The sequence below is a fragment of the Mameliella sp. CS4 genome (genome assembly GCF_019392335.1).
In the GTDB taxonomy this organism is placed as follows: domain Bacteria; phylum Pseudomonadota; class Alphaproteobacteria; order Rhodobacterales; family Rhodobacteraceae; genus Antarctobacter.
Genome location: NZ_JAHXRQ010000016.1, coordinates 62,443 through 77,096 on the forward strand (window position 1 = coordinate 62,443; position 14,654 = coordinate 77,096).

Genomic DNA, 14,654 nt, shown 5'->3' on the forward strand with positions numbered 1-14,654 from the left:
TCATGTTCCACGACCCCCGGCACGACGCGCATGGGCTGGCGCATGGCCCCTGGATGGCCCTGATCGCCCCCCGCCCCATCGCCTGGATATCAACCGTCTCGGCGGAGGGGCTGCGCAACCTCGCCCCCTACAGCGCCTTCAACACCGTCGCGTCCAAACCGCCTTTCGTGATGTTTTCCTCCGATGGGCCCAAGGACACACTGGCCAACATAGAGGCGACCGGCGAGTTCTGCGTGAACATCCCCGGCGACGACCTGAAAGAGGCGATGAACGCCACCTCCGGCAGCTACCCGCCAGAGGTGGACGAATTCGCCATCGCCGGCGTCACCCCCGCCCCCTGTACCAATATCGCCGCCCCGCGCGTGGCAGAGGCCCCGATCTCGATCGAATGCCGTCTGAACCAGATCGTGAGGCTTACCCCTTCCACCGGCGCCCCCTGCCACAACCGCGTGGTTTTCGGAGAGGCCGTCGGCATCCACATCGCCGACCGAATCCTGCGGGACGGCAAGATCGCCACGGACCTGCTGCGCCCGCTCGCGCGGCTGGGATACCGCGACTACTGCACCGTGACAGAGACATTCGAGATGATCCGCCCGCAGGTGGAGCAGACAGGCACGAGGACCTGACGACCATGAGCCACGAAACCCTGACCCTGGAGGTCAGCGACCATATCGCCACCCTCACCATCACCCGCCCCCCGGTGAACGCCCAGAACAACCGCTTTCGCGACGATCTGGTCGAGGTGGTGGATGCGCTTGGCGACCGGTCGGATGTACGCGCCATCGTGATCACCGGCGCGGGCAAGGCCTTTTCCGCGGGCGCCGACCTGTCCGAACGTCCGCCCCAGGACCCCGGCCACTACACCGCGCATAATCGCCGCGTGCGGGCCAGCTTTGACTGCCTGCTGGAATGTCCCAAGCCGATCATCGCCGCCGTCAACGGCGCGGCCATCGGCGCGGGCTGTGTGACTGCGCTCTGCTGTGACATCATCGTGACTTCCGAAAAGGGCTTTCTGCAAATGACCGAGGTCATGGTCGGCCTCGCCGGGGGCGTGGCCCATGTGCGGCGCCACTTCGGGGAAAGCGACGCGCGCTTGATGATCTACACCGCCCGCCGCGTCTATGGCCCCGAGCTGTTGCGCATGAACGTGGCCTCGGCCTGTGTCGCGCCAGAGGATCTGATGGCAACCGCGCGCGGCATGGCCACCGACATCGCCCGGGCCAGCCCCTCGGCCGCGCGTGCGGCCAAGAAGAGCTTTCAGGTGACGGAAGGCCTGTCGATCTACGAAGGCTACCGGTTCGAACAGGGCCAGACCAAGGCGCTGTCCACCTCCGAGGATACCGCAGAGGCGATGGCGGCCTTCCGCGAAAAGCGCGCGCCGGTCTTCAAAGGCTGAGCGGCCCGGGGCGCTGCCGCCGGGCAGGTTCGACACACCAGTCTGCCCGCCTCTCCGTTCGGGCTTGCGGCCAAAGCGGTTCTTGCGCAATGGCCTTCCCGGGAATTCCGGAATAAGACGTCCGGCAAAGTTTCATCGCGCGGGAAGACCACCATGATACCCTATCGCTCAAAGACATCGACTTCCGGACGCAACATGGCCGGCGCCCGGGCCCTGTGGCGCGCCACGGGGATGAAGGACGGCGACTTCGGCAAGCCGATCATCGCCATCGTCAACTCCTTTACCCAGTTCGTGCCCGGCCACGTCCACCTCAAGGACCTCGGCCAGATGGTCGCCCGCGAGGTCGAGGCGGCGGGCGGTGTCGCCAAGGAATTCAACACCATCGCCGTCGACGATGGCATCGCGATGGGCCACGACGGCATGCTCTACTCGCTGCCCTCGCGCGAGATCATCGCCGACAGCGTGGAATACATGGTCAACGCGCATTGCGCGGATGCCATGATCTGCATTTCCAACTGCGACAAGATCACGCCCGGCATGCTGATGGCGGCGATGCGGGTCGATATCCCCGCAATCTTCGTCTCCGGCGGCCCGATGGAGGCCGGCAAGGTCAATGTCGATGGCAAGGACATCGCGGTCGACCTGGTGGACGCGATGGTGCAGGCGGCGAACCCCGACCTGAGCGATGAACAAGTCAATGCCTTCGAGGTCAACGCCTGCCCGACCTGCGGGTCCTGTTCCGGCATGTTCACCGCCAACTCGATGAACTGCCTGGCCGAGGCCCTGGGCCTTGCTCTCCCCGGGAACGGCTCGACCCTGGCCACCCACGCCGACCGCAAGGCGCTGTTCCTGGAGGCCGGGCGCCGGATCGTGGACCTGGCCAAGCGCCACTACGAGGGCGGCGACCCATCGGTCACGCCGCGCGGGATCGCCACCCATGCCGCCTTTCAAAACGCGATGGCGCTCGACATCGCGATGGGCGGATCCACGAACACGGTCCTGCACCTGCTGGCCATCGCCCGCGAGGCGGAGGTGGACTTTACACTGGACGACATGGACCGGTTGAGCCGGAGCACGCCCTGCCTGTGCAAGGTCGCGCCTGCGGTGGGCGACGTGCACATGGAAGACGTGCATCGCGCCGGTGGCATTTTCGGCATCCTCGGGCAGCTTGACGATGCAGGGCTGATCAACCGCGACGTTTCCACCGTCCATGTGCCGACCATCGGCGAGGCCATCGACCAGTGGGACATTGCGCGCACCAAGGATAACAAGGTGCACGAACTGTTCAGCGCCGCCCCGGGCGGTGTCCGCACGACAGAGGCCTTCAGCCAGGCCAGCCGCTATCGCAGCCTCGACACGGACCGCCAGAACGGCGTCATCCGGTCCAGGGAACATGCCTTCAGCCAGGATGGCGGGCTGGCCGTGCTGTTCGGCAACATCGCGCAGGAAGGCTGCGTGGTGAAAACCGCAGGCGTGGACGACAGCATCCTGAAATTCAGCGGACCCGCCAAGGTCTGCGAGAGCCAGGACGAGGCGGTGAACCGCATTCTCGGCAAGGAGATCCAGGCCGGTGACGTGGTCATCATCCGCTACGAAGGCCCGCGGGGCGGACCGGGGATGCAGGAAATGCTCTACCCGACCAGCTATCTGAAAGCGATGAAGCTGGGCAAGGCCTGCGCCCTGATCACCGACGGTCGTTTCTCCGGCGGCACCTCCGGTCTGTCGATTGGCCACGTGTCGCCAGAGGCGGCAGAAGGCGGCAACATCGGCCTGCTGGTCGAAGGCGACATCATCGAGATCGACATCCCCAACCGGACGATCAACGTGGCGCTCAGCGATGACGAGCTTGCGGCACGCCGGGCCGAGATGGAGGCCAAGGGCGACGCCGCCTGGAAGCCCGCCAAGCCGCGCAAGCGCAAGGTCAGCCGCGCGCTCAAGGCCTATGCCTCGCTGGTGGCCAATGCCAGCCACGGCGCTGTCCGGCTGGACCCGTGATCGCCTGAGCCTGCTGGAAACAGATGCGCCCCGAACCGGACTGCCGGTTCGGGGCGCGTTTCCTTTGAACGGACGGGATCGCACGGAGCTGCTCCGCTACCGCAGTTTGACCTCTATCTTCATCATGTCGCCGCGATAGATGCCATTGGCCAGCATGATGATATCGCCATTCTGGTTGACCACCGTCCGTTGCACACGGGCAATCGGATCGCCGATCGAGATGTTCAGTTGCGAGGCGGTTTCAAGGTCCGCCGCGCCGATGGTGACGATCTGGTTTGCGTTCACCACCGTCTGCCCGGGCAGATCCGCCACCAGCCGCATGGCCGTGACCTTGGTGTAATTCTCTTCCGGGATCAGATCGCAGATGCGTTCATCAACGTAGACATCCGCCAGCAGAAAAGCCTGGTCATCGCGGCTATGACGGCGCTTGAGGTGCCGGTAGGCCGGTGCGGCATTGCCGATGTCGCCATCATGGCGGGGCAGTTGCGCGCCGCGTTCATCGCCCAGGATCTCGATCACCGCGTTGTCGCGCGCGATCAGCAGGCCGGTCCAGTCCGTCTTGACCTCGCACCAGAGGTCGCGCTTGGGCTGTTCGACGACAAAGGTGCCCTTGGCGCGGTAGCGCTCGATCAGGCCTTCTTTTTCGAGAATGTCCAGCGACTGCCGGATCGTCATCGTCGCCACGCCGCATTGATCGGCCAGCTCCTTGACCGTGGGGATCTTGTCCCCCACGTCCCATTCGCCGGTTTCGATCCGCTGGCGAAACAGGCTGGCAAGCTGGATGTATCGCGACACATTGCTTTTTTGCAGAGCCTTCACGGTCGCATTTTCAGACTTCATACCGGTCATCGCGCCCTCTTTGCCACAGTCCTGCAAGAATAGAGCGAGCGGGGCACCACTTCAATCAATAAAGCTAGTTTTTAGATCAAGCGCCTGGGCGCGGCAACCTCGGCCGCACCCGGGCACGGGGTCAGAACGACAGGTGGCCCAGGGTGATCTCGTTCTCGCCCTCGCCTTGGTCGTTGACCACCGGGTTTGCGTCAACGGAAGGGCGCGCCACCATTTCGGCCTCCCAGTTGGCCAGCGCCGGGAAATGCCCGCGCCAGCCGCAATCCGGCCAGCGGAAATCCAGCTGCCCCAACGCACAGATCACCGCCACATGACCGATCCCGAAATCTGCCGCTGTCAGGCCCGGAACCTCGGCCTCCAGCCGTGCCATCGCGGCGCGGACCTTGACCTGCCATCCCCCTGTCACCGCCTCCCAGGAGCCGGTTTCTCGGGTCAGTTCGGTCCGCCAGAGGAGCAGGATATCCGTCAGCCCGTCGCCCAGCGCCTGCCAGGCCAGGTGATCCATCCGCGCCGACGGCTCCGACGGAAACAGCGCGGTCCCCGCCCGCAGGTCGAGGTATTCGCAGATCACCCGGCTGTCGAACAGCGCCTTGCCCTCTTCGGTGGTCAGGGTCGGGATCTTGCCCAGCGGGTTGTCCGCCATGACCGCCTCGTTCGGCGGCAGCGGCATGGCCACAACGGACCGTACCCGCTCCACCTGTTCGGCCAGGCCGGTTTCCTCCAACACGATCAAGACTTTGCGCACAAAAGGAGAGCGCGGCGACCAATGCAGTTTCATCATCTCAAGCGGCCTCCAAGCCGATGGCAATTCCCTGTCCCACGCCGATGCACATGGTGGCAAGCGCACGGTTCCCCTCGCCCCGCGCAAGTGCGCGGGCCGCGGTGCCGGTGATCCGGGCCCCCGACATGCCCAGCGGATGCCCCAACGCAATGGCCCCGCCACGCGGGTTCACATGATCCGCGTCATCCGGCAGGCCAAGGCGCCGCAAGACCGCAAGTGCTTGCGAGGCAAAGGCCTCGTTCAGTTCCACAAGGTCGAAATCCGCGGGCGTCAGCCCCAGCTGCGCGCAGAGTTTTTCCGTCGCGGGCGCCGGTCCCATCCCCATGATGCGCGGCGCAACACCGGCGGTGGCCCCGCCCGTGATCCGCGCCAGCGGTGTCAGCCCGTGGCGCGTGACACCGGCCTCGGTGGCCAGGATCAGCGCCGCCGCGCCATCGTTCACGCCGGAAGCATTGCCCGCCGTGACCGAGCCGCCCTCAAGGAAAGGCGTCGGCAACTTGCCCAGCTTGTCCAGCGTCGAGGCGCGCGGATGCTCGTCCGTGTCAAAGACCAGCGGATCGCCCCGCCGCTGCGGCACCTCTACCGGGACGATCTCTTCGCCCAGCACGCCCGAGGCGAGGGCCACCGCCGCGCGTTCTTGCGAACGCAGCGAAAAGGCGTCCTGGTCGGCGCGCGAGATGCCGAAATCGGCGGCCACGTTCTCGGCGGTTTCAGGCATCGACTCCGTCCCGTAGAACCGCTGCATCACAGGGTTGATGAACCGCCAGCCGATGGTCGTGTCCTCAACACTATTTGCCCTCGAAAAGGGAGTGGTCGCCTTGGGCATGACAAAGGGTGCACGGCTCATGCTCTCGACCCCGCCGGCGATGGCAAGATCCCCCTCGCCCAGGGCCAGCCGCCGCCAGGCCGACAGAACCGCGTCCATGCCGGACCCGCACAGACGGTTGATCGTCGTACCGGACACCGTCTCGGGCAGTCCGGCCAGCAAGAGCGACATGCGCGCGACGCTGCGGTTGTCCTCACCCGCCTGGTTGGCGCAGCCATAGACCACGTCCACCACCTCGGCCCAATCTATCGCCGGGTGCCGGTCCTGCAGCGCCCTCAAAGGCAAGGCGCCAAGATCATCGGCACGGATACCCGACAGGCTGCCGCCGTAGCCGCCGATAGGTGTTCGGACATAGTCGCAGATATAGACAGGCTGCATCATTGGCCCTCCAACGGGGTTGCGATCTGGTCGAGTGTCCGGGCAACCGGCCCGGCGCGGAACCCGTGGCCGATGGCCTGCGCGAGGTCGGCAAGGTCAGCCTCAAGTGTTGAGCGCGCCTGCCGGGCCGCCCAGTACAGCGGGCCACCGCGCCAACGCGGGAAACTATAGCCATTGGTCAGCACCACGTCGACGTCCGACGCCCGTTGCGCGATCCCCTCGTCCAGCAGGCAGGCCGCCTCGTTCACGATGGCCGCCAGCAACTGCCGCCGAATGGTTTCGGCGTCGTAGCTGCGTGGCGTGATCCCGGCCTCGGCGCGCGACGCCGCGATCAGGGCCGCGACCTCCAGGTCCAACGCGGTGGTCAGCGCCTCTTGATCCCGGTCGACGAGGGTCACCGGCAGATCCACGGCAAGGAAGGCGCGGGCAATCCCCTGCCCCATCGTCCCGCCGCCGACGCGGGTCACGTCGCGGGCCTGCCCCATGTCCAGACCATCGACAGAGGCCGCCTTGTGTTCCGCGAAAAAGAGATGACGCAAGGCAAAGGCGTCCTCGCTCAGCCGCAACCGGTGAAAGACGGCGCGTTCCTCGGCCAGTGTCGCGTCGGCATCACCGGTCGAGGCGCGGACCAGCCGGATCGCCTCTGTGACGTTAGGTCTGTTCCCACCTCGCGCCAGCATCTTGCGCGCCACGGCGTCGATCATCTCGGGCGGTTCCTTTGACGGTGTCAGCGTCTTGGCAAGGCGCTTGCCCCGCGTGTCTGACAAGAAGGCAAGCGCCGCCTCCAGCAGATCACCCTCGACGATGGCGTCGATCAGCCCGATGTCCAGCGCCTCTTCGGCGGGAATGCGGGCGGCGCGGCAGATCAGGTCGATGGCGCGGGACTGGCCGACAAGGCGCGGCAGGCGCTGCGGGCCGCCCGCACCGGGGACAAAGCCCAAAGACACTTCCGGCAGGCCGACCCGAGTGCCCGGCGCGGCAATCCGCCAGTCGCAGCCCAGCGCCAGTTCCAACCCACCGCTCAGCGCCTCACCGTGCAGCGCGGCCACCACCGGAAAAGGGGCCTGCTCGATACGGGCGATCATCTCCGGCACTTCCGGCGGCTCAAGGGGACGGCCAAAGTCGCGCAGGTCCGAGCCCGAAAAAAACGAGCGGCCCGCGCCGATCAGGACCGCGCCCCGGGCGCCCGCCTCCCGCGCCGCCGCGATGCCGGCAACGACACCCCGGCGCATCCCAAGCGACCCCACGTTTTCAGGCGGATTTTCGATTGTCAGGGCGGCAACCCCGTCCCGCATGTCGAAAGCAACCCGGCCCGGCGCTGCCCCCGGGTGGTCAGATGAGACCATCGTATTCACGTCTTAAAGCCTTTCGTAGATCTCAGTCAGGCGTCCCGGCGCGCAAGGCGCGGATCCAGGGGACCATGATTGCCGCGACTTCGGCGGGCTTTTCATCGGGCAGCGCGTGGCTGGCCCCGTCCACGGTCACCAGTTCGACCCTTGGTGCGAACTTGTGCAGATAGAAATCCCGCCCATCGGCCGGGCGGAACGGATCCTGCAGGCCGACGACGTCCAGGATCGGCGCGCGGCCCGAGGGCCACCAGCTGTCCCGGTCGGTCGCGGTGCGGGCGGCCCGCTGCGCGTGTACCAGCTTACCGGACCATCCCGACAGCCAGGGGCGGGGGTCGTGCCCCTCGGCGAAGAACCCCAGTTGCAGCGCGGCAAGCCTGTCGGCCTCCGGCGCCTCGCGGTCCATCGCGATCTCGATCGCGCGGGACAATTCCGGCGCCCATTTGCCACCGCCCGCCGCCAGCAGCACAATCCCGTCAACAAGGTCCGGACGGTCCTGCGCCAGGGTGCGCGCAATCCAGCAGCCGTAGGCGTGGCCGACAATCACAGCCCCGCCCGGACCGGCCTCGGCCTCCAGCGCCGCGCCGGCATCGGCGGCCAGGTCGTGAAAGTCGATGCCCTCCAGCGCGCCGGTACTGCCGCCCGTGCCACGCGGCCAGGGCAGCACGATACGCAGCCCGGCCTTTGCCAGGCAAGCGGCCAGGTGGGCAAAATCCTCGGGCCCGCGCCCCGTCGAGGCCACGAGGCAGAGCGTCACCGCCCCCGGGTCTTCCGGCCCCGAAACCGCATAGGCGATACGCGCCTTTCCATTCGCAACCGTCCTGACCCGGCCCGGAACCTCCACCGTCATTTCTGCCCTTTCCATCTTGTCATTTCAGCGTCACGCGCAGGCGCGCACTGTCGCCGCGATAGATCCCCTCGACCGCGAGGAACCTTTGCCCGGCCTCGTCGACGGCCACGCGCACCACCCGCGCCATGGGCTCTCCCAGTCGCACCGACAACGCGCTGGCGACCGAGAGGTCGGCGCCGGTCACGGTCAGCTCCTGTTCCGCGGCGGCTATCATCCGACCCGAGACTGCCGAGGCCATCTGCATTGCGGTCATGCTGTCCAGTGCGCCTTCGGGCAGTACGGCATAGGCGTGCTCCTCGACATAAAGATCCGCCACCAGAAAGGCCGCGCCCTGCCGCCAGTGGCGGCGACGGATGCGGCGATAGCGCGGGGCGCTGGCACCGGGCCAGTCGCCCTCGTTCAGGAAGGTTGGCGCGGTTGAGGGCACATCCTCCAACACCTCGATCCGGCTGCTGTAGCGCGCGATCAGCAGCCCCGAGAAATCCGTATGCACGGCGCACCAAGTGTCGCGTTCCGGGCGGCGGCGCACAAAGGTGCCCCTGGCGCGGAACCGCTCGATCAGCCCGTCCTCTTCGAGGATGTCCAACGCCCGCCGGACGGTCACGGTGGCCACGCCGCAGTCTGCGGCCAGTTCGGTGATCGTCGGGATGCGCTGATCCAGGGCCCATTCGCCCTGTTCGATCCGGCGGCGAAACATGCCCGCCAGTTGCAGGTAGCGCGACACCGCGCTCTTGTTCAGGGCCTCGGCAGTCGGGGTGGCAAGGGGCCGCGGCGCGTTCATGTGAGCGCACGCAGCACCCTGCCCTCCAGCCAGTTGGCCACGTTTTCCACCGCCTCGCGATAGTAGACGCGGTAATTCTCTTGCGTGACGTAGCCGATATGCGGCGTGGCCAGGACATTGGTCAGTCGACGATAGGCGTGGTCGGCGGGCAATGGCTCCTGATCGAAGACATCCAGCACGGCGCCGCCGATCCTCCGGCCCTCAAGCGCCGCGATCAGCGCCGCCTCATCCACGATGGGCCCGCGCGAGGTGTTCACCAGGACCGCGTCAGGCCGCATCCGCCCCAAAAGCTCGGCAGAGACCAGCCCCCGTGTGCCGTCCACCAGGGACAGCTGGATCGTGATGACATCGCTGGAGGCAAAGAGCGTGGACAAATCGACCGGCTCGATCCCCAGCGTTTCGGCGCGCGCCGAAAGGTCGGTGCGGGTCCAGCCGCAGACCTCCATGCCAAAGGCCTGGCCGAACCGCGCCATCTGGCGGCCCAGCTTGCCCAATCCGACAACCCCCAGCCGCTTGTGCTGCAGCGACCGCCCCAGCCCGGTCTGCCAGGGGCCACCGGCGCGGAAGTTCGCGACCTCTTCGGGCAGTTGGCGCATGAAGGCCAGCAGCCCACACCAGGCCAGTTCTGCCGCCGGGTTCCCGGCGGCGCCGGTGCCGCACACGGTGACGCCCAGATCGGCAGCGGCCTGCAGGTCGATGCTGCGGTTGCGCATCCCTGTCGTGACCAACAGCTTGAGCCTCGGCAGCCGCCGCAACAGCGACGCCGGAAAGGGCGTTCTTTCCCGCATGGCAACGATGACCGTGCAATCCGCCAACGCTTGGACCACCGCATCCTCGTCGCCCAGGTGGGTCTCGTAGCGGCGCAGGCTCACCCGTCCGTCCAACACGGACCAGTCGGCGCTGGCAAAAGCCGCGTCCTGATAATCATCGAGGATCGCACAGATGGGCAGGTCGGTCATTCTACGCTCCGGAAGGTGGCGAACGGGCCGGCCATAGGTGGCCGGCCCGCGCAGGCTCACTTGCTGATGCCCTGGGAGACGGCCAGCGCCTTCCACTTGGTCAGTTCCTCGTCGATCTGCTGGGCAAAACCCTCGGGCGTGCTCTGGAACAGGGTCCAGTCCAGCGGGGTCACGGTTGCGATGAACTCGGGGGTCTGCAGGACCTCGTTCACATCGGCATTGATCTTGGCAACGATGGCCGGATCGGTGCCCGCAGGGGCGAACATGCCCACCCACTGCTTGATCTCGAGGTCCGGAAAGCCAAGCTCTCCGGTGGAAGGCACGTCGGGCAGTGCATCGATGCGTTCGTTGCCCAGTACCGCCAGCGCCTTGACCTTGCCGGTCTTGAGGTTTTCACCCGCCGAGCTGATCGAGGACCCGTAGATGTCGGTTTCCTTGGACAGGATCGACACGACGGCGGGGCCGCCGCCCTTGAAATGCACCACGTCCACGTCGGCACCACTGTCGGCGATGAACTTCTCGATGGCGAAATGGGTGGTCGTCCCAAGACCCGCCGTCGCGGCGAACTTCGGGGCGTCCTTGCTCTGCGCGATGAAGTCCTCGAGCGTGTCGAAGCCGGAGTCCCCGTTCGTCACCAGCACGTAAGAGACGTGGCCCACGTTGGCGACGGGCACAAAGGCGTCACGCGAATCGAAGGGCAGCGAGGTCTGGATCGCGGGCGCGGTGACAAAGGCCGAGGTGGTCACCAGCAGCGTGTGGCCGTCCGGCTCTGCCTGGGCGACGATGGCCGTGCCCACCATCGACCCGCCGCCGGGGCGGTTGTCGATGACAATCGGCTGGCCCCATTTTTCTTCGAGATAGGGGGCAAGGTGACGGGTGAATACATCGGTGTTGCCCGAGGGTGAATAGGGAACGATGATTGTCACCGGTCCGGTGGGAAAGTCCTGTGCGGCCAGCGGCTGGGCCAGTCCCAGCGCCACGGCGGCTGCGGTCAGAATGGATTTCATGGGGTCTCCTCCTTGGTTGGATACGTTCGGGTCTTTGCGTCAAGTGGGCCTGTCTGTTGCCTCGGGGGTGTGATCCACCTCGCCCTCGGACAGCAGTTGACGCTTGCGGCTGCGTTCGGCGCTGACGACGCCCCAGATCAGCACGAGGCCGGTCAGCGCCATGATCGTCGCGCTGATGGGACGTTCGAAGAAGGTCATGAAGTCCCCCCGCGACAGCACCATCGCGCGGCGGAAATGCTCTTCCATCAGCGGGCCCAGGACAAAGCCCAGCAAGAGCGGCGCGCCGGGAAAGCGAAAGACCCGCATCAGGTAGCCCAGCACGCCAAAGGCAAAGACCATCCAGACGTTCAGAGGCGAAAAGCCCGAGGTGAAGGCGCCGATGCAGATGAAGGCCAGCACCGCGGGAAAGAGGATATGATAGGGGATCGTCAGCATCCGCACCCAGACCCCGATCAGCGGGATATTGAGCAGGAGCAGGATCAGGTTGCCGACCCAGAAACTCATGATCAGGCCCCAGAACAGCTCGGGCTGAGAGGAAATCAGGTTCGGCCCCGGCGCGACGCCGTGGATCATCAGCACGCCCAGCATCAGCGCCATCGTCGCGCTGCCCGGCACACCCAGGCTGAGCGTCGGGATAAAGGCGGTCTGGTCGGCGGCGTTGTTGGCGGCCTCGGGCGCCATGATCCCCTCGATCGCGCCTTTGCCAAAGCGTTCCGGCGTGCGCGAGATCCGCTTTTCGATGGCATAGGACAAGAAGGCGGCGATCGACGGGCCGGTTCCCGGAAGCGTGCCGAAGAATGACCCCATCGAAGCGCCGCGCAACATCGGGAACCAGGACCGGCGAACCTCGTCCCGGCTGGGCTTGATGGCCTTCAGCTTCAGGCTCTCGGGGTCGATATCGGCGGTTTTCACCCGGCGCACCGACATGATGATCTCGGCCACGCCGAAGACCCCCATCGCCAGGGCAATCAGGCTGACACCTTCCAGCAGGCCGAGGATGCCGAAACTGTACCGGATTGTCGCGCTTTGCGTGTCCATGCCGACCAGACCTATGATGATGCCCAGCACCACCATCGCCAGCCCCTTGATGGCCGACCCCTCGGATATGGTCGAGGCCGCGACCAGCCCCATCAGCATCAGGGCGAAATACTCGGCCGATCCGAATTGCAGCGCGTATTCGGCGATGACGGGCGTGAACAGCGTCAGCAGGATGATCCCGAAAGAGGCGCCAAAGAACGAGGCCACGGTGGTCATGAACAGCGCCACGCCGCCCCGGCCCTGTTTCGCCATCGGGTAGCCGTCCAGGCAGGTCACGGCATTGGCGGGGGTGCCCGGCAGGTTCAGCAGGATCGAGGCGGTCGAGCCGCCGTAGGTCGTACCGTACCAGATGCCGGCCAGCATGATCAGGGCCGTGGTCGGCTCCAGGTGGAAGGTCAGCGGAAACAGCATCGAGATCGCCGCCAGCACACCCAGCCCCGGGATCACCCCCACCAGCGTGCCCAGCAGAGCACCGAGGAAACAGTAGAAGATGTTTGTCAGGCTCAGCGCGACGCTGAAACCCAACCCGATATTGCTGAAGAAATCCATCAGAACGGCCACCGGATCAGGGGAATGGGCAGGCCGAGGCCGACGACGAAGACAAGCGGGGCCATCAGGCAGAGCGCCAGGCAGAGCAGAGCCAGGCTGACAGGCCGGATGCGCAACTCTGCCAGCGAAGAGATCACGACGATGGAGACGATGGCCGGGATCAGCCCCGCCGGCGTGATCAGCAGCGCAAAGCTGGCGACCCCGGCCAGGACGAAGAGCGGCGAAAAGACCCTGATGTCGGGGCGCTTTCCCGTCCGGCGCAGCGCCTGCAGCGCCAGCAGCATTCCCAGCCCGCCCAACACGACGCCAAGAATTGCCGGAAACATACCCGGTCCCATGCGTTGCAAGGTGCCCAGCGGGTAGGACTGGATGGCGACAAGACTGACGCCTGCACCCAGCGCAACCAGCAAAACGCCACCGACCAGATCGGTATAGTCTATCCTGTACATCTGCCTCCCCTCCCGGCGACCACCCCTCTGGCCGGTCCATGCGGTTTGCCTCGGACAACGCATGAGCGGTGCGAATCCTGAACGCCCCGCCATTAAAGATAGAAATATAGCTTTTTGTCAAATAGCGTTTTGAAGATAGCTCACCCTCCAGTCGCAACACCAGAAATATGTTAGACCTTCAGATATTTACCCATCACTGCAACGCTGCCCTACCGTCGACCTCTGCCTTCAATCACCGCGCCTGCCTCCCCGCTTGGCTACGTCGAACTCCAGCTTCGTAACGATACTCATGGACCTTATTGAATCATTCTTATAGCTCTTTATACTCCAGCCAAAGACGACGCCCGGTCAGCCCCCGACGGGCGCCTTGTTCCATCTCTGGAGGAAAGCGATGCGCATCTCCCCGGCGCTGCCGGTGCTCTTTCTTGCCGCGACCGCTGCGGGTTACCTGATGTCCCTGCTCGGCGCGCCGCTGCCCTGGATGATCGGGCCGCTTGTCCTGACGGCAGCGGCGACGGCCTCTGGGCTGTTCACCGAGCGGGTGCCGACGCGTATTCGCCCCTTCGGACAGATCACCGTGGCCACCTTCGTCGGCGCGCATTTCACGCCGGAGGCGCTGCACGCGCTTCTGGCCACCGCGCCCCTGCTGATCGCCGTCAGTCTCTGGGTGCTGATGGCCGCGATGCTTGTCGCCCGCCTGCAACGGCGGATCTTCGGCGGTAGCCTGGTGGCGAATTTCCTCGCGGTTGTGCCGACCTCGCCGGTCGAGGCGGTGGTGATGGCCGAACACCACGGGGTGCCCACGGCCCCGGTGATCCTGTCCCAGACCCTGCGCATCGCGCTGGTGGTCACGGTGATCCCGATCCTGCTCTATGCCGGGACGGACGGCCGCGCCCCGTCCCCCGAGGCGCTGCGCCGGGACGGCATACCGGGCGCCGCGCTGACCCTCGCAGGCGCCGCGCTGGGGCCATTGCTCTTTCGTGCCATCCGGCTGGCCAATCCCTTTTTCCTTGGCCCGCTCTTCATGGCGGCGCTGCTCTCCTCGCTGGACCTGCCCGCATTCGACGTGCCCGGACCGCTGCTGGCCGCGGCGCAGATTGTCCTCGGCACCTGGCTGGGCGGGGCCTTTCGGCGCGAATTGCTGGGCGGCCCGCTGCTGGGGTCCGCGCTGTTGTCCTCCGGCCTGCTGCTGGCGACCTGCGGCCTGGGCGCCTGGGCGCTGTCGCTGCTCTTTGCCGCGCCCTTTGCCACGGTCATGCTGGGCATCGCGCCCGGTGGCGTGACCGAAATGGCGCTGACCGCCGGGATCCTGGCGCAGGACGTGGCACTGGTCACGGCCATGCACCTCACCCGCATCTTCGTCATCATGCCCAATGCCGGCTGGATCGCGCGGCTGTCAAACCGGGCCGATCCTTCTGCCCGCCGCGATACCGGGCGCTGACCCGAAAAG

14 protein-coding genes are annotated in these 14,654 nt (G+C 66.2%); 4 read left to right on the forward strand and 10 right to left on the reverse strand.

Going from position 1 to position 14,654, the window contains the following annotated elements; all coding sequences use genetic code 11:
- Positions 1-2 precede the first annotated feature (2 nt).
- The 3 genes from KZZ07_RS17930 to ilvD all read left to right on the forward strand — a co-directional run bounded on the left by KZZ07_RS17930 (position 3) and on the right by ilvD (position 3,391).
- Entirely contained in the window at positions 3-626 is a 624-nt protein-coding gene (locus KZZ07_RS17930; RefSeq protein ID WP_219516216.1) for a flavin reductase family protein, read from the forward strand.
- A gap of 5 nt (positions 627-631) precedes the next feature.
- Entirely contained in the window at positions 632-1,396 is a 765-nt protein-coding gene (locus tag KZZ07_RS17935) for an enoyl-CoA hydratase/isomerase family protein (protein ID WP_219516218.1), read from the forward strand.
- A 153-nt stretch (positions 1,397-1,549) separates the two neighbouring features.
- Positions 1,550-3,391 (forward strand): dihydroxy-acid dehydratase, encoded by a 1,842-nt coding sequence (gene ilvD, locus KZZ07_RS17940; RefSeq protein ID WP_219516219.1) that lies wholly within the window; start codon positions 1,550-1,552, stop codon positions 3,389-3,391.
- Positions 3,392-3,487: 96 nt separating this feature from the next.
- Here the strand turns inward: ilvD and KZZ07_RS17945 are convergent, their stop codons facing one another.
- The 10 genes from KZZ07_RS17945 to KZZ07_RS17990 all read right to left on the reverse strand — a co-directional run bounded on the left by KZZ07_RS17945 (position 3,488) and on the right by KZZ07_RS17990 (position 13,204).
- Positions 3,488-4,186: a GntR family transcriptional regulator gene (locus KZZ07_RS17945; RefSeq protein WP_300531229.1), complete on the reverse strand. Its 699-nt coding sequence runs from the start codon at positions 4,184-4,186 to the stop codon at positions 3,488-3,490.
- A gap of 175 nt (positions 4,187-4,361) precedes the next feature.
- Positions 4,362-5,021, reverse strand: coding sequence for a glutathione S-transferase family protein (locus tag KZZ07_RS17950; RefSeq protein WP_255564433.1), 660 nt, complete (start codon positions 5,019-5,021; stop codon positions 4,362-4,364).
- Position 5,022: 1 nt separating this feature from the next.
- The gene (pcaF, locus tag KZZ07_RS17955; RefSeq protein WP_219516279.1) at positions 5,023-6,225 is read right to left on the reverse strand and encodes a 3-oxoadipyl-CoA thiolase; all 1,203 of its coding nucleotides are present in this window, start codon (positions 6,223-6,225) and stop codon (positions 5,023-5,025) included.
- Complete coding sequence (locus tag KZZ07_RS17960) at positions 6,225-7,571, reverse strand: enoyl-CoA hydratase-related protein (RefSeq protein WP_255564434.1); 1,347 nt, start codon at positions 7,569-7,571, stop codon at positions 6,225-6,227. The genes pcaF and KZZ07_RS17960 overlap by 1 nt, the downstream gene beginning before the upstream one ends.
- A gap of 31 nt (positions 7,572-7,602) precedes the next feature.
- Positions 7,603-8,421 (reverse strand): alpha/beta fold hydrolase, encoded by an 819-nt coding sequence (locus tag KZZ07_RS17965; RefSeq protein ID WP_219516222.1) that lies wholly within the window; start codon positions 8,419-8,421, stop codon positions 7,603-7,605.
- Positions 8,422-8,440: 19 nt separating this feature from the next.
- Positions 8,441-9,202, reverse strand: coding sequence for a GntR family transcriptional regulator (locus tag KZZ07_RS17970; RefSeq protein WP_219516223.1), 762 nt, complete (start codon positions 9,200-9,202; stop codon positions 8,441-8,443).
- Positions 9,199-10,161 carry a D-2-hydroxyacid dehydrogenase family protein gene (locus tag KZZ07_RS17975; protein ID WP_219516224.1) on the reverse strand — a complete coding sequence of 321 codons (963 nt, stop codon included), beginning with the start codon at positions 10,159-10,161 and terminating at the stop codon, positions 9,199-9,201. Before KZZ07_RS17975 ends, KZZ07_RS17970 begins: the two co-directional genes overlap by 4 nt.
- 56 nt (positions 10,162-10,217) lie before the next feature.
- Positions 10,218-11,168 carry a Bug family tripartite tricarboxylate transporter substrate binding protein gene (locus KZZ07_RS17980; RefSeq protein ID WP_219516225.1) on the reverse strand — a complete coding sequence of 317 codons (951 nt, stop codon included), beginning with the start codon at positions 11,166-11,168 and terminating at the stop codon, positions 10,218-10,220.
- Positions 11,169-11,207: 39 nt separating this feature from the next.
- A complete protein-coding gene (locus KZZ07_RS17985) occupies positions 11,208-12,755 on the reverse strand; it encodes a tripartite tricarboxylate transporter permease (protein WP_219516227.1) in 1,548 nt (515 codons plus the stop codon).
- Positions 12,755-13,204, reverse strand: coding sequence for a tripartite tricarboxylate transporter TctB family protein (locus KZZ07_RS17990; protein WP_219516229.1), 450 nt, complete (start codon positions 13,202-13,204; stop codon positions 12,755-12,757). Before KZZ07_RS17990 ends, KZZ07_RS17985 begins: the two co-directional genes overlap by 1 nt.
- Before the next feature lie 391 nt (positions 13,205-13,595).
- Between KZZ07_RS17990 and KZZ07_RS17995 the strand changes: the two genes are divergently transcribed.
- A complete protein-coding gene (locus tag KZZ07_RS17995) occupies positions 13,596-14,645 on the forward strand; it encodes an AbrB family transcriptional regulator (protein ID WP_219516231.1) in 1,050 nt (349 codons plus the stop codon).
- Positions 14,646-14,654 lie beyond the last annotated feature (9 nt).